This is a genomic window from Holdemanella biformis DSM 3989, assembly GCF_000156655.1.
Taxonomy (GTDB): Bacteria; Bacillota_I; Bacilli_A; order Erysipelotrichales; family Erysipelotrichaceae; genus Holdemanella; species Holdemanella biformis.
Genome location: NZ_DS996841.1, coordinates 375,097 through 394,238 on the forward strand (window position 1 = coordinate 375,097; position 19,142 = coordinate 394,238).

Annotated in this window: 14 protein-coding genes and 2 CRISPR repeat arrays (1 of these 16 running past the window's edge); all 14 genes read right to left on the reverse strand. The window is 33.2% G+C overall.

The window, feature by feature from the left end:
• Positions 1–143: a CRISPR direct-repeat array (repeat unit 31 nt; unit sequence GTGTCGATCCTTTATAAGTATCATATTTCCC) (it extends 782 nt beyond the left edge of the window).
• 157 nt (positions 144–300) lie between these two features.
• Positions 301–1,968, reverse strand: a complete 1,668-nt coding sequence (locus EUBIFOR_RS03325; protein WP_003864508.1) for a glycoside hydrolase family 13 protein — start codon at positions 1,966–1,968, stop codon at positions 301–303.
• A 2-nt stretch (positions 1,969–1,970) separates the two neighbouring features.
• The gene (locus tag EUBIFOR_RS03330; RefSeq protein ID WP_040466119.1) at positions 1,971–2,330 is read right to left on the reverse strand and encodes a hypothetical protein; all 360 of its coding nucleotides are present in this window, start codon (positions 2,328–2,330) and stop codon (positions 1,971–1,973) included.
• 11 nt (positions 2,331–2,341) lie between these two features.
• Complete coding sequence (locus EUBIFOR_RS03335; protein WP_003864510.1) at positions 2,342–4,186, reverse strand: TIGR03986 family type III CRISPR-associated RAMP protein; 1,845 nt, start codon at positions 4,184–4,186, stop codon at positions 2,342–2,344.
• The gene (locus EUBIFOR_RS03340; RefSeq protein ID WP_003864511.1) at positions 4,186–4,557 is read right to left on the reverse strand and encodes a hypothetical protein; all 372 of its coding nucleotides are present in this window, start codon (positions 4,555–4,557) and stop codon (positions 4,186–4,188) included. The genes EUBIFOR_RS03335 and EUBIFOR_RS03340 overlap by 1 nt, the downstream gene beginning before the upstream one ends.
• Positions 4,547–5,815, reverse strand: coding sequence for an RAMP superfamily CRISPR-associated protein (locus EUBIFOR_RS03345; RefSeq protein WP_003864512.1), 1,269 nt, complete (start codon positions 5,813–5,815; stop codon positions 4,547–4,549). The genes EUBIFOR_RS03340 and EUBIFOR_RS03345 overlap by 11 nt, the downstream gene beginning before the upstream one ends.
• A gap of 3 nt (positions 5,816–5,818) precedes the next feature.
• Positions 5,819–7,849, reverse strand: a complete 2,031-nt coding sequence (locus tag EUBIFOR_RS03350; RefSeq protein ID WP_003864513.1) for an RAMP superfamily CRISPR-associated protein — start codon at positions 7,847–7,849, stop codon at positions 5,819–5,821.
• 14 nt (positions 7,850–7,863) lie between these two features.
• The gene (locus tag EUBIFOR_RS03355) at positions 7,864–9,384 is read right to left on the reverse strand and encodes a Cas10/Cmr2 second palm domain-containing protein (protein WP_003864514.1); all 1,521 of its coding nucleotides are present in this window, start codon (positions 9,382–9,384) and stop codon (positions 7,864–7,866) included.
• The gene (gene cas2, locus EUBIFOR_RS03360; RefSeq protein ID WP_003864515.1) at positions 9,381–9,656 is read right to left on the reverse strand and encodes a CRISPR-associated endonuclease Cas2; all 276 of its coding nucleotides are present in this window, start codon (positions 9,654–9,656) and stop codon (positions 9,381–9,383) included. The genes EUBIFOR_RS03355 and cas2 overlap by 4 nt, the downstream gene beginning before the upstream one ends.
• An 8-nt stretch (positions 9,657–9,664) precedes the next feature.
• Positions 9,665–10,654 (reverse strand): CRISPR-associated endonuclease Cas1, encoded by a 990-nt coding sequence (gene cas1 / locus EUBIFOR_RS03365; RefSeq protein ID WP_003864516.1) that lies wholly within the window; start codon positions 10,652–10,654, stop codon positions 9,665–9,667.
• Entirely contained in the window at positions 10,629–11,366 is a 738-nt protein-coding gene (gene cas6 / locus EUBIFOR_RS03370) for a CRISPR-associated endoribonuclease Cas6 (protein ID WP_003864517.1), read from the reverse strand. Before cas6 ends, cas1 begins: the two co-directional genes overlap by 26 nt.
• A gap of 50 nt (positions 11,367–11,416) precedes the next feature.
• Complete coding sequence (locus EUBIFOR_RS03375) at positions 11,417–11,776, reverse strand: hypothetical protein (protein ID WP_003864518.1); 360 nt, start codon at positions 11,774–11,776, stop codon at positions 11,417–11,419.
• Between the two features lie 210 nt (positions 11,777–11,986).
• Positions 11,987–12,565: direct repeats of the CRISPR family, unit length 31 nt; unit sequence GTGTCGATCCTTTATAAGTATCATAGTTCCC.
• A gap of 221 nt (positions 12,566–12,786) precedes the next feature.
• Positions 12,787–15,876, reverse strand: a complete 3,090-nt coding sequence (locus EUBIFOR_RS03380; RefSeq protein WP_003864520.1) for a CAP domain-containing protein — start codon at positions 15,874–15,876, stop codon at positions 12,787–12,789.
• A gap of 25 nt (positions 15,877–15,901) precedes the next feature.
• Positions 15,902–16,027, reverse strand: a complete 126-nt coding sequence (locus EUBIFOR_RS13365) for a hypothetical protein (protein ID WP_003864521.1) — start codon at positions 16,025–16,027, stop codon at positions 15,902–15,904.
• 12 nt (positions 16,028–16,039) lie between these two features.
• The gene (locus EUBIFOR_RS03385) at positions 16,040–19,129 is read right to left on the reverse strand and encodes a CAP domain-containing protein (RefSeq protein WP_003864522.1); all 3,090 of its coding nucleotides are present in this window, start codon (positions 19,127–19,129) and stop codon (positions 16,040–16,042) included.
• Positions 19,130–19,142 lie beyond the last annotated feature (13 nt).

Genomic DNA, 19,142 nt, shown 5'->3' on the forward strand with positions numbered 1-19,142 from the left:
ATTTCCCATTTAGATTTAACAAAATTAATGAAGGCTCTAGAGGGTGTCGATCCTTTATAAGTATCATATTTCCCTTGTTTGATTATGACCCTTGCTGTTCTGATTCTAACATGTGTCGATCCTTTATAAGTATCATATTTCCCCTTACTAAATATAGCACATTTTGGGCTTTAGTTGATAAAAATATTGAAAAATGGCTGAATTTAGCCTATTTTTTTCGACCACCTCGGTATTTTGTGGTGTTTTTGGTGCTCAAAATCCTTCAAAATAGGTCGATGGTCGAAAAACGTAGACTTTTAGTTATTGGTTTACTGGTTTTAGAATCATAAAGCCAAGTCTTTGTATTTCTATATTTGGATGGATTGTATCGTTATTGATAATATTGATAAATTCATTTTGCATTGGCAACATTGTATTAAGAGTATACTCTTTTGTGTTGACTACGATATAGAGTGTTTCATTTTCATTAGCTCGTTTCATAATTAATAATTCATTATGATGGATCCATTCAATGCTTCCTTCATTAGCTAATACTGGATGTTCTTTTCTGAGTTTTATTAATAATTGAGTCATATAATAAATGTCTTCATAAGACTCCTTTGGTTCTTGCCAATTTGTTGGTCTACGATTATCTGGGTCTGAACCACCTTCCATATATCTTTCAGTACCATAATAAATGGATGGTGTTCCATAGAATGTTAGTAACAACAACAAGCATAGTTTCACTTTATCTTTATCATTTTGACAAATGTTACGAATACGTGGTGTATCGTGTGAATCTAATAGTGGCATAGATGATTTTAGTTGTTTTAAAGTATAAGAATGCATCAACTCATCTATACTACTTCTATATTTCCAAATATCATGATTTGGATCACACACAAACGCAAGTATAGCTCTAGAAACAGCGTAGTTTGTAACTCCATCTAATGCATTATTACTAATCCATTCTGTCGCATTATGCCATATTTCTCCAACGATATATGTTTCTTCTTTATAGTTATGAATATAATTATTCAATCTTAGTAACATGCCATCACTAATTTCATTGGCAACATCGAGTCTCCATGCATCCACACCTAGTTCCATCCATTTCTTAACAACTTTATTAATAAAATAATCCGCTGTTTTAAAGTTTTCTGTTTCAAACTTTGGCATAGAACGAATCATCCCAAACATCTCATATCTTAAATGACCCTGTTTATCTTCTTCAATTTTAAACATAGGCCAATACTCAGATTTTTTTCGTTTTTCTATAGCATCTTTAAACATTTCATTCTCATCACTACAATGCGTAAATGAAATATCCAACATAACCTTCATACCCAAATCATGGGCTTTGTCACACAACTCTTTAAAATCTAATTCTGTTCCCAATTCAGGATCTACCTTCATATAATCAATCACATCATATTTATGATAAGAGTGTGCATAATAAATAGGATTTAAATACAAACCGTCAATACCAAGTTCTTTTAAATAATCCAATTTATCAATTACACCCCTCAAGTTTTTCTTGAATCGAGTAGGCATGATTTGATACCAAACTACATTTCCAACCCACTTAGGCTCCTTAAAAATATTAGACTCCGTAATATACGGAATGAAGAACATAGAAAGATCATCATCACGATAATTCTTTGTGAATCCACTTTCACTAAACTGCAAACATTCATAGTCATCATAGATTTTAAAATAATACTTTAACCTATGAGATTCACAAGGAAGTACAACACTAAAATAATACGAATCAAATGTTTCTCCTGTACGCTTCATATCCACTACATAGTTTGGCCAAACTAAACCATTTGAACCTTCATATCGAATATATGGGTCATTATATACAACTTCAACCCTACGAATATCCTTCCCTGTTTTTAAACGAATACAAACATGACATTGATCAATCAAATCACAATCAATCTTTTTATAACGCCCATTAATATGAACAATTTCATTCGTTCTCATGTTTAATACTCCATAAATTTAATAAATTCAAATTCACTTTCACGACGCGTATTCTTGTTTTCATCCACAAACTCAATCGTTCTTCTCTCGCTTTGAGCTGCAACAACACGAATACCATGCTTCTTCAATAATACAATCATTCTATATGTAAAGATGAATTCTCCTTGTACCATCACAACCACATCTGAATATTTTTGAATCTTATTAAAATATTCTTCAACCAATTCATCCAATTCTTCACTAGAAATATGTGGAGAAACAGCCGGAAAAGGTATATCCACTATTTCTCCATATTGTCTAGCCGCTTCTTTTTGTGCTTCAGACCATCTTGTAGATGTATGATTCGATAAGTTAATAAACATCTTAAGCTCCTTTAAAATTTCCAAACATTTTCGCCATTCTTTTTCTTAAAGTTTTTATTGTTATTGTAAGAATTACCACCATTTACAGCTTGTGGCAAAGAAATGTCATTCTCTAAAATTTTTGGTAATGCCCTATTAATTCGCATTTTTTCACGAGTATCCGGCATTCTTCTTCCACCATGATTATTTTGGAACCATTCAAATCCTTTATCATGATCTGATGTTTTTGGATAACAAATTTCATATTGTTTAGGCACAGACTTTAATCCTGCAATCTTTTCAAATTCTTTCTTTACAGAAGGACTTAGTCCAGCACTTTCATAAGTGACATTCGAATAATCATAAGAAGAAACATCATATTTTACCTTATCTTGATCAAATACAATTTTTCTTTCTTCTACACCACTTACACTACAAGTAACACTACCTAAACCTAATGGTTTTCCCATACCTAGTTTTAAGCCAAGACCATCTTTTCCTGTATTTAAAATATAAATCAATTGATTCAATTGTTTTTTAGAAATTCCATCAAAATACAACTCCCCATTAAATGTAATTCCTTCTTTAATCGGACGAATTGTTTTATTTAACTTTGTTCTTTTCACATTATTAAAACTTATAGATTCAGGATGATGATGCCAATAATATTTTCTACCTCTTAAACTACCATCATATAAATGAATCTTGCCCCTCTCAATATAGTAATCATATGTCCAGAAATCCGCATTTTTAGGTTTAACCAAGTAAAAATCAACATTCGAAATCTTAGGAGAACTCAAATTATCAATCGTTACAAAATCCTTTACATAATAAGATTTATTTGAATCAAGTTTTTCAACATACATATCCGAAAAACGAATACGCGAACCCTTCGCATTATCTCCAATCTTTCCAAATAAATCACAGGCAGGGCACAATTCTTCTTCGCATGGTGTAAACACACCTGCATAATCCGATAAACTTCTACTTGAAACTTCTTTTGAGAATGTGGCTGGCGCAATACTTACAATATCATTCCCAACGACACTGTAATTAACTGGAAAATATGCTTCCTTATCGCCTTTAATAAACTTCTTAAAGCTGCTTAGATAACTCTTGTATGCATCTTCATCATTTGATTTAATTGAAGGCTGTTCAATATAAGAAGTCACGATTGCGTCCATCATATTTTTTACTGCAGCTGCTTCCATATTTTTCTTCACTACTTTGTTACTTGCTTTAAACGCATGGAAATGTTCTTTCCTTACACCAAGTCCCCATTTAATTACATAGCCACATGTATTATAAGCACCTTCATTTTTAGAAAATTTACGAATCATTCCACGACCATTTGAAGCTTCATGATTAGAAAAATAAATCTTATCTCCATCTTCAAACTTCTTCATCTCTTTTGGATGCTTAGCACTTTCTCCAATTCGTATTGAAATTGCTTCTACTAATGATAAGCTGCCATCTTCTTGAATATGTAACAATCCAGGTTTAAATTTAGCACCAATTCTTTTTACAGGATAATCATCATTTAAAACCCCCATACAAGAATCGGTTAATGTTTCATATACATTACGAACCAATCCACGCATTTCACTACCAGGAACTACTGGTTCATAATATTTTCCACTTACGTTTTTTTCATTGGATAAATCTGTATACGAGAAAAAATCAAAAGACTTATGATCTGCTTCTTTACAGCCAAACGCATTATCATTTGATGAATTAGGAATGAACAAAGGTGTTTTAGTTGTGATTGAATAATGAATCACGCCATAATGTTTATCCTCATCCAAATAGGCTTTTGCCTTTTTGTTTGGAAGAGAAATAAAGTTATATGGATTTACGAAACGATTACTATCTGCCATTATGATTTCACCTCCTGTAAACGATAATTTGTGATTGTTAATAAATCTTCATCATTATATTGAATATAATTCACTACATTGACTCGATTTGATGAAGATGTTACTTCTTCATCTAAATTAGATTGAACATATGTTGATTCCACATATACATCTTCATGTTCAATGGAATCATCAATCACACATTCAATTTCTTTTAATCTTGACTTGATATAACGATACTCTTTGTTCTCATCAAACAAATGCATTTCTAATAATTTATCTTCTAAATACGCATCCTTTGTCAATTGATCTTTTGTATATTCCTGAAATACCATTCGATCAATATATAAAGCGTACATTATCCCTTTTTCAGGCGCTAAATTAATGTTCATAATCCATCTCCTTATATTTCACGATAGATGATGCAATGTAAGCATCCTCTTTATTTTCTTCACCATCAATTGTCAATGGTCCATTTGCTTCAAAAATACCTCTACCAATCGATGTCTGTCCCCCAACAGCTAAGAATCCATTCTGTAAATCTTTAACTGCCAATAAAAGAATTCCAATAATCCAATCCATATTTGGATTTTCTTTATTTATAGAAAGTTTTAATGTGAAAGTCCCATTCACATATGTCTTTTCCTTATATAAAGCTCCATTGCGAGCTGAATTTTCAAAACGAGAAATACCCGTTCTAGTCATCTCCAAAGCTTTTGCCCCTTCAATCACCATTTCATCCACAATAACACCTGAAATATGTGCATCTTTACCACTCACAAACCCAAACATTTCATCAATCATTTTATTTGGATATAAACCATAAGAACTATCCTTATCCAATTCCTTAATAATTTCTTTAATTCGATGACGCAAAGCACCCATGATACTTGTTCCTGGAATGACTGGACATCCATGATCTGTCATATGCTCAAAATCAGGAGCACCTTTTCTTACCGCATACTTACGAATAGAAATACCACCCTTTAAACGTAACGGAACTTCAATACTTACCATGTGACCTTTTGTTGAATAATCTAAATCATATGCTTTAACATTTTTCCAGAATGTTTCTTTGAAACAATCTTTATATTCTAAGAAATTATTCTTTGTGAATTCAAGCATCTTAATTTGGTCAATATCAATAATTCCATAACCTCTTGTTTTATTGCTTCCCAAACGAATCTCTTTTAAATGAATTCCATTAAAGATTTCATTTAATGCACCTACCAACAACTCTTCATTATCCTTTTCACGAATCGTTAGTTCAATATAGAAATAGCCTTTTGAATTACCCTGAAGAACTTCAAAATCAAATTTAGCTCCTTCTTTTGTAATCTTGTTATCATCCAAAGCTACACTGTCTCGAATATCATTTTCTACCTTATTGAATTTCAAATCCGAAATGAATACTGGACTCATTTTACCATCTTCATCATTCGCAAAACCAAAGATGTCATTTCCATTATTTTTAGATTGAACATACGCTCTAAATGCACCCGCAATTGAACTTCCTGAAATAAATGGTTTTCCATCATAATCACGAAGCACATCACTATCTGTCATTCCTTCTTGTCCTGAAGAAACATTCACAGGAGAAACAAACAATAGTTCAACTCTATATACAATTCTTTTTATTACTGAATTCATTTCCTATTCCCCCGCTTTCACTCTATACTTCAATTCACGAATATATGAAGAATACAACTTGTCAAACTTCTTAGTTTCACTCCAAGAAAGTTTAAAGTCAGCATATTCTTTCTCTTGAATTTCTTTTTCAATATCATCTAAAACATCCATTGGAAGTTTTTTCATCAAAGAAACACACTTATCTTTATTGGCACTTTCTAATTGTTCAAATTCATGCAACATATCCTCATAATTTGACTTTGTTCTAAACAATAAACGCATCTTAGATAGAGCTGGATTTAATTGATCAGAACTCATATGATTATTCGCAACCACTTCACGAACTCTTTCATCCATGATTTCTTCAAATTCTTTTTCTAACAAAGAATTGATTACTGTCAAATCCACATTTGAATTCTTAATATTCTTATGACCAAACGGTTTATATACACAAACACAATCCGTATCTTTTGTCTTTTCTAAAACAACTTCTCCAAAACCTTCAGAAACTCTTTCACCCACAAAATAAGAATGATTGTAGCTAGCCTTAAAACCAGTATCCGAATGAATTTTCATACAAGAAGATTTAGATAAGGCTGAAAAGATTTGTTTCTTTCTTCTCCAAGTCACATTAAATCCACCAATCGCATTATAAGATAAGAATGGACTTTCAATTTCAATATCATCCACGCCAAAATAGGCATTTAAATAATCCTTCAATACATTTACATCGGCCACCAACATACCATTGTCGTTGTATAAAATCACGTCGGAAGCCAATAATAAATCCGCATCATGAATCAATGTCTCTTTATTTCTTGCATCTTCGACAGAATCTAAAGTGAAATCAATCTGACCAAATTCACTGTTTCTACCATATCCCATACGAACTTGTCCAAGTTTTGAAACAGAATCCATAATTTGTTTGGCTGTTTCCCGATTTGCGTAAATAAAGCCTTTAAAAGTCTGTGCCTCACAAATACTAGCCAATTGATAGAATTGTCCTTCCCTACTTGTAGCACGACCAATCGACTTATCACTAGGACGTTGGTGATGGTATGAAATCTGTTTTTCAACCGACAACACTTCATTCTGATCTGACATATAATCAATATTCGCTGGTGTACGTTGCTCTTTATCATTATCATTCTTGAAATACATCATATCGACAATTTCCATTTTGCCATCCACATAAGACTGATTCTTGATTTTCTGTAAAGAATTTCTCCCTGGAAGTGAACGATTTCCATCCAATGAAACATAGGCATTGGAAACCACAATATCATTCATAACCTTTTGGTAGGCATCATTTCCCATACTTCGTGCAATCAAACCTAAAACCTTACTTCCCACAATATAGTCTTCTGTTTTAGCCTGATTCCCTTGAGCTGATTTACAAATCAATGGAGAATGTAAATGAATCGTATATGAAATCTTATTTTCATCCTTCAATTCATTTTCTTTAAATAAAACATGATCTACAGATGTAGCTAAACTATTTTCAACCTTGAGTTCAACCAAACCCAAACCACGAGTTCTAGATACACCCATGTGTTTTACCATGGAAACTGCATTCTTGAATTCTTCAGCATAATCATTATTTTTTAAATCCACATCTGCATGGAAAATTAAACCTTTTTTCAAGACACGCAACGTTCTTAAACTATTCTCAATAGCCGTACCCGTATTTGTATCTACAGCGGTTTGTGTTCTTAAATATGTAAAAAGCGATAATACTTTTTGTTGATTGACAAAATCAGCCTCTTCAAATTGATTCAATCCATTCACGATTTCCTCATAATCCTTTAATTTCGCATTTGAAATTGTGAAGGCTGAGGCATCGCTTCCTTCTTTTCCAAAAATCGCATTATAATGTGGCAACAAACCCATTTCATATAGTTCCAAAGCTGCTTCACGAATACATCCCTTAAGTCGCTTGGCAGGAATATATGGAAGTCCATAATCATCATAAACCACATCTGTATCTACGGTTGTATTGTATACTTCACCTGAGTAGCAACATAAATCACTCAGTAATTTAATTGAAATTTCCATAACCTTAACCCTTTCTATAATTGAAGATCCATCAATTCACACGCATCGTACCATACGTTTTTTTCTTCTTCTAAACGATCAAATTCATTATGTTTACGACTCTTTAAGAAAGCCACTTCCTTTTTGATTTCATTATTACCCTGCGGAATCACATTACGAATTTCTTTACCCAAACTTCTAGGAAAGTCCGGACTACATAATATACTCAATTTTTCTTCTAGATTTGAAACAGAATACTTTTCATTCTTCACATTCAAACCTTTATCATTTTCTACACTCACATAATAAGGACGCTGAATAAAAGATTCATTGTCTACTACATAATGTTTATCCCTATAATCATCTAGATTCGAAGCATTCACATTTGTACACAATTGAAAATCAAAGAAGTTTCCTACAATCTGATCAATACCACTCATTGAACACTCCTTACTCTTTGCCCTTTTCTTTGCACTGTCACAACATGCTTCAGCCACCATATATGCATCTGAGAATGGGAAGTGTGAATTAAAGAAGGCGATACCTGCACATGCGGTAAAAATTGGATTCTCATCTTCTTCTGTTTGAATAAAATCCGTTTTCTTTTCATTTAACTTTTCCAAGAAATATTTCACAGCCGGAATAGCTAACCTTGCATTACATACAAATGTAATATCATCACCAGCCACAACAATCTTTCTATATTTCATCGTATCCGTTTTAAATTTGTCTTGCTGACTATCCATCCAACTTGTCATTTCATCAAACGTATCTTTAAAAGTCTTATCAATACCACTTGATAAACGGCGCATTTTTTGAATAGCTGACTTATAATCCTTTACATCACGCATTAAGTTCATAATACGCTTTCCTAATGAGTTACCATCAACGTGAATCAAGGCAAGTGTACTATTATCACCCTTTTGTGTAACCATATTATCAAAGATTTTTTCTACATTCTTTTCATCAACAGAAGCACGCTTTAATAAAGATTCTGTACAATGATATTCCTTATCTGCCACACCCGTAATTGGCATGCCCGTAACTGTATCTGTTGCCGTAAATGAGAAAGCTCCAACAGGCTTTGAGATTGGCATATGCGCTTTGATTCTACGCATTTCAATATTGATCTTTCGATAATCTTCTTTATAAGAATCCGTCTTTTCAATCACCGCAATTGCCACATTTAATGAATATGTTTTCTCTAAAACATACTTGCCCAAATATTTATTTACAGCTGAACAAATGGAACCATTTCTAAACAAAACATAGGCATTTCCACCACCGACAAACATAACCTGCATTAATACTTTAGAATCATTTTTAATAAACGCATCGGCAGTCGCTTCATTATGCCAATCCACTAAATACAAGTCTCTTTCTTCTGTTGACACACGATTCTTTACATAACTCTTTAATCCATTGATGATAATATCATCCACTAACTTAGAAGCTCCGATAATTTCTTTTACCGCATTCGTTTTAAAAATATAGCTTTGAATCCCACGAATGTCATACATTGCCAAAACTTCTTTTCCTAATAATTCTTCTCTCATTGTGTTCTCCTCTCTTCAATTATGTTTAAATCCCTTGAATCATTTCCCAATTTATCTTTATAAATCTGCTTGTTGTTGTAACAATAATAAAATTGAACACTATCCTCACTCAAAATAATCTTCTTTACCTTTTCCTGAAGTTCCTTCATTTGATGGGGTGTAAGCTCTCCTTCAAATACCGATTTCTGTACATGAAACAAGTATTGTCTTAATAGCTTTTTCAACTTGTCACAACGCTTCTCATTCACATCATATGTACATATCACATACATAATAAAACCTACCAATTCATAAGAAACGGATTATATTCCGTACTCTTCTCTCTAATATAATTTGACAATTCATGCACTTCTTTGGAAATCAATCTTTTATAAGAATAGTCAACTCCATGAATTTGTATTGTCTTATTTAATTGTTTATCAAATTCCTTCACAAAAAATGAAGCTCCTTCTTTATTTAAATAACAACTTCCATCCACACCATATTCAAACATATCCTTACGTATTTGATTTTTTCGAATCAATCTAAAAATCAATCGATCTACCAGAACTGGTTTTAATATATCTGCCAAATCATATTGTAAAGAATCCTTTGACTTACTCATACTATGAATAAAGCTTATAGAAGGTAATAAGCTGCTTCTATATAACACAGATAAATAGTGTGAATATAACAGTGCATATCCATAGCTCATCATCGCATTCATTGCATTCTTTGGTGGGCAAACCATTCTTTTTTCAAATACAAAATCCTGATTCCTTGTAATTTCATCGAAACCAGAATAATAAAATTGTTTCGCCATAGCCTCCAGTAGTAACAATTCACTAATTGATTCTTTAGATTTGATTTTATCTATAATCTTTTCAATTTCATTTATCTCATTAGTTAAATTTCTACCCTTTTTCTGATAATACTTTAAAACAGAAAGACAATTATGCAGATTGGCATATGTCATCTGTTTAGCGATATATAAACGTGTTTCTTCATTTTCATACGCATGTACCTGTTTTACTAAACAACTACCATCATAATGTTGTTTTGGAAGAAACTGACCAATATAGTTCGCATTATGTGTAAAGAAAAATATAGAAATACCATACGCATTCAATAATTCTAGAACTCTTTTATTCAATGTAATTTCAGAAAAACAAATAATTAAATCCACTTGCCTTATGGGAATAGGAATCGTTTCATCCTTAGTTACACAAGCTAAAGAGAAATCTTTTCTTTTTAGTGTTCCACTCTTATATAGATAGATCGTTTTTTTCATGGCACACCTCAATCATGCCAAAGCCACAAGAGCCCTTTGAAGAAATTCCTGAATTATAAATCAAATGTAGTAAATTTGGTGAAACCTCAATTTTCATCTTCAAATGATAAGCTTTGTAGAAACAATCCTTATACTTAACCATTCTTTCCTTTACATTCTTTACTTCTAGAATTTCAAATACTTCCTGCTTATAATTCAAATCATACGCATACACTTTATTTAATAGATTCCGTCGTATCAATTGTTCAAACTCTTCTTGGATGGGAGAATAATACGTTGTGAAATCATCTTGCGTAGAATACACACTAATCGGTGATAAAGTTTTGATCCAAACCTTTTCTACACCTTGTATACGATTTTCTTTAAGAATATGAATATCTTTGATCATGACCTTTTGATTCAACATAGTTAAATATTTGTGTGAAGAACAATATTCATAAATTCGTTCAATAAAATAATCATCCATGGCACTCACATAGAAACTGAAATGATCTTTAAAAATCATAGATTTATTTTGAATTGTATAACTTCCAACTAAGTTACTAAAGACAAACATCTTATAGATTTTATCATCTACTTGATAACCCACATCATGATAAAAAGCACCATCACTATCATAATTCAACATATTATAAATTGTTCCTTGAAGAATATGATTATAGCCAATGGGAATACTAAAATTCTCTTTGTATAAATCTATCTTTAACCTCATACTATAACCCTCTAAATACTGATTTAATTATAACCCATGCCCTATGAAAATCAATAATCCACAAAGTCAATAAACTCAAAAATACTATGCTTATGGATCACATTATTCTCATCCTTGAATTCCTGACACACACGCTCACTACGAGCTGAAACAACTCGAATACCACTAGCCTTCAGCTTACCTACTAACCTATATGTAAAGACAAACTCACCTTGGACCATCACAACATCCGGATAAAGACCCATAATTCTTTCATAATACAATTCAACCAATTCATCATACTTATTACTATCATAATCCTTATGAATTGCAGGAAAAGCAACATCTACAATACTTCCATAACACAAAGCACACTCTTTTTGTTTATCTAACCACAATTCACTAGGATGATTTGAAACATTCACAAACATCTTATCCCCTCCTTCACTTCTTATATGTCAAACAATTCAAATTAATTAACCTAAAACTAAATAAATTAAAAAGAACATCCTCTGATGTCCTCTTCAACCAATCAAATAACAATAATTCAAAACAAAAGCATATTACACCAAACACATAGTCCTTTATAAGTATCATAGTTCCCTGGTATTGCAAGGAACGTTTGGGCCTGGTGAATATCAGTGTCGATCCTTTATAAGTATCATAGTTCCCCGTGGTGATGGCATTGGTTGCTGGTACATTAGGGCTAATGTGTCGATCCTTTATAAGTATCATAGTTCCCTTACTAGAAAACGGACATAATTTATGGAATTCTCCTAAGTGTCGATCCTTTATAAGTATCATAGTTCCCGAAAGAACTTTAGAAGAAATATTTGCCGCTAGAAGTGTGTCGATCCTTTATAAGTATCATAGTTCCCAAAACTCAGCAAGATGTATTTGAATACATCAAAAAAGTGTCGATCCTTTATAAGTATCATAGTTCCCTAACGGCTATTGGCAAGCTTTGGATATCAACGAAGATAGTGTCGATCCTTTATAAGTATCATAGTTCCCGTTTCGGGAATCCAAGAGGTATGTCTATCAGACATGATAGTGTCGATCCTTTATAAGTATCATAGTTCCCATAGTTTGAATACAAACAAAGTGGAAGGTGCTCAAGTGTCGATCCTTTATAAGTATCATAGTTCTCTTGTCAAACATTGCGGAGAGGCTCTTGAAAAATAGGAGCGTGTTGATCCTTTATAAGTATCATAGTTCTCTTACTAAATATAGCACATTTTGAGATTTTGTTTTAAAAAATGTTGGAAAAAAGCTGATTTTGGCATATATTTTTCGACCACCTCGCTTTTTTTGAGTATTTTTTGTGCAATTTTTACTTCAAAATAGGTCGATGGTCGAAAATTTTATTAGATTGATTAAAAATATTAGATAAACTAAAGCAGGAAATGCCTACTTTAGTTGTTGATTTCATTTACTTTATTTATTTCTCCTCCCTTCTTTTTTTGTGTAGGATGCCTACAATTCCTAGGCCTGCTACCATGCTTGTTAACATGGATCCCATCACATTTGCATCAACGCCTGTATGTACATTACCTTTGTTGGTTGTAACTTCAGTTTCTTTGGTTGATTGTGAATTCAAGTAGTCATTTAATGCCTGCATAGCCTTATTGTAGTTGGCATCGGCATCTGCTTTTTCTTTCTTGGCATCTAGATACAACTCGTATTTGGTTTGATAATTTGTCTTGGCGATTTCTAACAAACCATTGACTTCATTCAAGGCATCTACATTTTGTGCTAGACTTGTCATCTTTTCTTTCATAGTTGCATCTTCTACTTTAGATAGGTCTACCTTACTTCCTTTTTCTTTTGTATCATTTAATAGATTCATTAGAGTCTGTTCTGGTAAAGCCTTATCTTTTGATTTTGTAAGACTATCATTTAATGTCACAATTTTATACTTCAATGTTTGAATATCCGCCTTTAGAGTTTTCTGCTTTTCTTGTAGCAATTGAATTTTCTTTGTTGTTTCACTCACTTCTTGTTTTATCACATTTAACTCTTCCACTGTATTCTTATAATCATCACTAGCTTGTTTTGCAGCATCATAATGATCGGATTTTTCATTGAATGCATCTTGTTTTTGTTTCAAAATAGATAGATACTTATCTGCACTTTCTTTTGCCTTAGATTTCACATCCAATGCCTTTTCATATTCATCTTTTAATGCATTCGCATTTTCTTTTTGCGTTTTAGCTAAAGCTTTCGCATCCTTAAGACTATCCTTAGCATCCTTTAAATCTTGGTTCGCCTGCGTTTTATTCGCATCCCAATTATTTAAGCGATCACTAAGTGTATCAATCTTCTTTTGAATGGTTGATTGTTCATTCTGGATATTTGTGAGTGCATTTTCCTTATCCTTCTTTTCATTTGCCTTTGACTCCACATTCTTTTTAGCTTCCTTTAATTGAGATTCTTTTTCAGACTTTGCTTTCTCTTTTTGTTTTACTTCAGAAGACAATTCTTTTACAGAATTCTTTAATTTAGAAACTTCATTTTGTTTCGCATCCACATTATCTGAAATTTCCTTTTTATCCGTTTTAGCCTGTGCTAATTGAGCCTGTAAATCCGATAATACAGATTTTTTTGAATTCAATTCAGACTCTGCTTGTTTTAATGCGGTATCATCTTTCGTATTTAAAGAAGCCGCATTCTTTACTGCATCCTGTAAAGTCTTGTGTTGAGAATCCACAGATTTCAAATTGTTGCAGTAGTCATTGAATGATTGCTCAAATTCAGAAACAGTCATTTGAACATCATCATCTACACCCATTACCTCATCTAAGAATTCCTGGCAATGAGCCATAGAGAACTGACCATTGGTTCCAATCGCATAACCCGTTACAGTATATCGACCTTCTACAATATTTTTATAGTGACCAATATCCGAGAAGTTATGGTTACCAGCTAAATATTCAGCCTTTTCTTCATCATACCACCCTCTATATGGACTTGCCGCAGTATTGGCATCTCCATATCCCCACGCAAGGTTTTCACCCGTTACATAGACCCCTGCATGTTCTATATTATATTTGGCATGATTGGCATTGACTTGAGCTACTGCCATAAGCCATGCACTGACTTTTAATTCTGGTAAACCTTCTTGTTTACGAATTTCATTACATTCTTTCAAATATGCGATAGATGCCTGCATGTTTTTTAAACTTGTCGCATCATCAACTTGACCCAAATGTGTATAAGAAGCTAATTTACCTTCTGCAGAATTATCAACTTTAAACACATAATTCGCAAGATCTGAACATCCAATTGAATCAAAATATCCTTTACTTCCCTGATTTAAACGAGCAAGTTCTGCAGCATACTTTGTTTCAAAATCATTCAGATTCTTTTTAGCCTGATCAAGTGGACTTGAAATACTATTATAATCATTCAAAGCCTTATCATACTTCGATTGCGCCTTATCCACATCTGATTTAGCCGCATCTATCTTTGTATTTAAACCCTTGATTTCTTCATTTTTCTTTTCCATTTGCGACTGAAGATTATTCACATCCTCTTGTACTTTAGCTAATGCATCTTGAGCTTGTGCTAGAGTAGCCTTTGTATTTTCTAAATCTTGACAAGAAGTATCATAAGCTTGTTGTGCCTTTTCTTGAATTGTCACGGCATCATTATAAACACTTGTGGCTGTATTTACGCTTTCTTGTGCCTTACTCAATCTATCTTTGGCAAGATTTAAATCCGTTTTTGCCTGCTCTAACTCGGCTTTGGTCGTATCCTCATTAAAAGAATCAACTAAAGCTTGTTTTTCCTCCACAATCTTTTGTTTCTCTGACACATCCGCTAATGCCGCATCCAAACTTTGATTTGCCTGATCTAAAGCTACCTTTTTATTGGCTGCATCAGAAGTTGCTTGCGACAATACAGTATTTGCATCATCCACATTTTTCTGTGCATCACTTACGGCTTTTTCAGCCCCATCTTTTTCTTGTGTTGCCTTCTCTAATTCTTTTGCCAAATCCCCCTCATCTTTAAAAGAATCGAGCTTTTTTTGAAGCTGTTCTAAAGTATCCTTTTTTGATGCTAATGTATTTTGTGCTTCTTCTAAATCTGCAGCTGCCTTTTGACTTGCACTGATTTTATCATCCAAATCCTTTTTGGCACCTTTGATCTGCCCTTCTAAATTTGTGATTTCATCTAATAAAGGCTGCAACTTACTATTAATCGCATCATACATTGCTTGATAATCTTGTTGTACCAATTGACTCTTTTCATCTTGTTTAGACTCTAATATTTCTACTTGCTTACTTGCAACACTTAATGCCCCTTTTGCACTATCTAAAGCCAATGTCTTTTCTTCCACATCTTTCTTTGAATCATTTAATTTAGATTCCAATTCATCCTTTTGCGACATCTTCACATTCATGACACTCACATGTGTCATTTCATCATTTTCTTGTGCACATACACTCATAAGTGTTGTACTCATACCTTGTAAAGCTGTCATTCCTGCTAATGCACTTACTAAAATTTTTTCGTTTGTTTTTTTCATTTTCAAATTTCCTCCTATTTCTTTCCTATAAATTCATATTCCCATCGTATAAACGATTTAATCTCTCTTCACTTTTCTCATCGACTAAAATCGAATCAATAAACATAATGGAAATCATACAACCAACTATCAACAAAAATACTTCAAACATTCTCTATCCTCCTCATTCTTCATCTTCTTTTCTTTTTTGATGTAAAACACCCACAACGCCTAAACCAGCCAACATTGCACTCATCATAGAACTCCATGTATTTACATCTACTCCCGTATTTATATTTTCATTTGTACTTGTCACTGTTTCTGGCTTAGTTTCACCATTTAAATATTCATTTAAAGCCTTCATCGCATCACTATTTTCATCCTTGGCATTCGACAAATCATTTTTCGCATCCAAATATAAATTGTATTTTTCTACATATACATTCTTAGCTTCATCTAAATCTTTTCGAATACCTTTTAAATCATCCACATCCATGGAAAGTTGAATCAATAAAGCTTTGACTTGATCATTTTCAACCATACTTAAATCAACCTGAGTACCCCTATCCATAACATCATCCAACAAAGATTTCATTTGTTCATATGGCAACGCATTAGATTTTTGATTTGTCAAAGACACATTCAAATCTTCAATCTCCGATTGTAAACCAAAAATCTTTTGATCAAGCTCTGCCTGCGCTTTCTTTAACACATCCACATGGCCTTCAATCTCGGTTAATTCTGTTTCCACAGATTCAAGTCTAGAACTACTTTGATCATAATCTAAAACTGCATTTTGTACTTTTTCATACACACCATTCTTTTCATTAAATGAACTTTCAGCCTTTAATAAAGCAGCACTTGTAACATCCGCTTTAGCTTGTGCATCTTCACAAACCTTCATCGCCTCATTGTATGCATCTGTTGCCTTCAATAAATTTTCTTTAGCATTGGATTCCATCTCTTTTGCGGCACGCAAATCCATTTCAGCAATACTCAACGCTTTCTTTGCCTTTTCCTTATTGATATCCCAATTATCAATATTGTCTTGTAAGCCATCTATTGTTGCCTGTAATGCATCCACCTGCTGTTTTGCTGTAGCCAATTTACTTTCTGCATCTTTCTTTGCATTTTCTTTTGCCAAAACATCTGCCTTTGCATTATCTAAAACTTCACTCGCACTAGCCGCATCCAATTTCTTTCGATCAACATTTACCTTGGCATAATCCACATCCTCTTTGGCCTGATCCATTTCATTCTTTTTCGTTGTTGCGAAAACTACTAGACTATCTCTTTCACTATTTGTTTGATTCAATTGATTTTGAAGATTCAATAAATCATTCTTTTTAGTTGCCAACAAACTTTCTGCATTCTTTAACGCTGTATCATCTTTTGTAGTAGTTCCACTTGCATTGTTTACAGCGTCTTTTAATGCTTTATGCTGAGCATCAACAGATTTTAAATTGTTGTAGTAGTTGTTGAAAGATGTTTCAAATTCATCTAAAGACAAGATAACATCTTTTGTGAATGAATTATGTTCTCCGAATTCCTGAGCATAGACACCATTCACCTTTTGCAATGCAAAGCCAGTGATTGTATTCGCCGGATGTACGATATTCAAATAGTGTCCCACTTCAGAGAATTTGTGATTTCCAGCTTCATACTGTTTCTTTTCGTAGTCGTACCAGCCTCTAAACGGACTTGCTCCTGTTCCTGCTTCTCCATATCCCCATGCAAGGTTTTCACAGGTTCCATACGCTGAGGAATGATTTCCTTCCACCTGTGCATAGTTTGCGTTGACCTGAGCAATTGCCATCATAAGCATACTTACACTCAACTCCGGCAATCCTTCTTTTTTACGAATTTCATTAAACTCTCGTAAATAAGGAATAGAAGCTTTCACATTTTCCAGACTTGTTGCATCTCCAGCCTGTCCCATATGCGTATATCCTGCAACTTCACCTTGATAGCTGTCGTCGACTTTGAACACGCTTAGTACATCTTCCGAACAGCCAAGAGATTCAAAGTATCCCTTGCTTCCAGTTGTTAAACGACTCAATTCTGTAGCATACTTAGATTCAAAGTCCACAAGGTTTTTTTTAGCCTGCTCTAAAGGACTGGAAGTGCTGTTGTACTCATTCAAAGCTTTGTCATAATCAGTCTGAGCTTTATCAACTTCACTTTGAGCATCTGCAATCTGTGTATTTAAAGCTAAGATTTCGTTATTCTTAGCTTCCATTTCTTTTTGATTCGCATCATATTCAGCTTGAATACTTTCTAACTTTTGATTCGCATTATTCAAATTAATTTGAGCTCCATTTACTTCTTCTTTAGCATTTTCATAATCCTTTTCGAATCTATTATATGTACCTAAAGCATTATCATAATCAGCCTGTGCATTCATCATTTCTGAGAACTTATAGTCAACAAACGTTTTCGCATCATCCAAATTACCCTTTGCGATATCCAATTCTGTTTTTGCGTCTTCTATACCATTTTCATCTTTAAATTGATCTACAATTGCCTGTTTTTCTTTGACGATTGCCTCTTTTTCAGCCATTGTATTCACAGCCTCATTATAGACAAATGTTGCTTCTACAAGTGCATCGTCCGCAATTCCAATTTCACTATATGCATCCTGTAATTTTGCATTGGCTGCATCCGCATCTTGTTGAGCACTATTTAAATGAGTTAATACTGCATCTCTTTCTTCTTTAGCCCCCTCTAATTTCGATTTAAGATCCACAACATTTCCTAGTCCTGCCAATTTATTCTGTAATTCAATCAACTCTGTCTTTTTCAAGCCCAAATCTTTTTGAGCCTGATCCAACTCTTCACTAGCCTTTTGACTTACACTAATTTTTTCATCTAGATCCTTTTTAGCATCATTGATTTGTGATTCCAAGTCTGAAATCGTATCTAACATTGGCTGCAACTCATTCATAATCACATCGTAAGATACTTGATAGTCTTGTTGCACCAATCGATTCTTTTCATCTTGTTTAGACTCTAATATTTCCACCTGTTTCTTTGCGACACTAGCAGCACCTTTTGCACTATCTAAAGCGAGTGTCTTTTCATCCACATTCTTTTTAGAATCATTCAATTTAGATTCCAATTCATCCTTTTGCGACATCTTCACATTCATTACACTCTCATGTGTAGTTTCATTATTTTCTTGTGCACATACACTCATAAGTGTTGTACTCATACCTTGTAAAGCTGTCATTCCTGCTAATGCACTTACTAAAATTTTTTCGTTTGTTTTCTTCATTTTCAAATTTCCT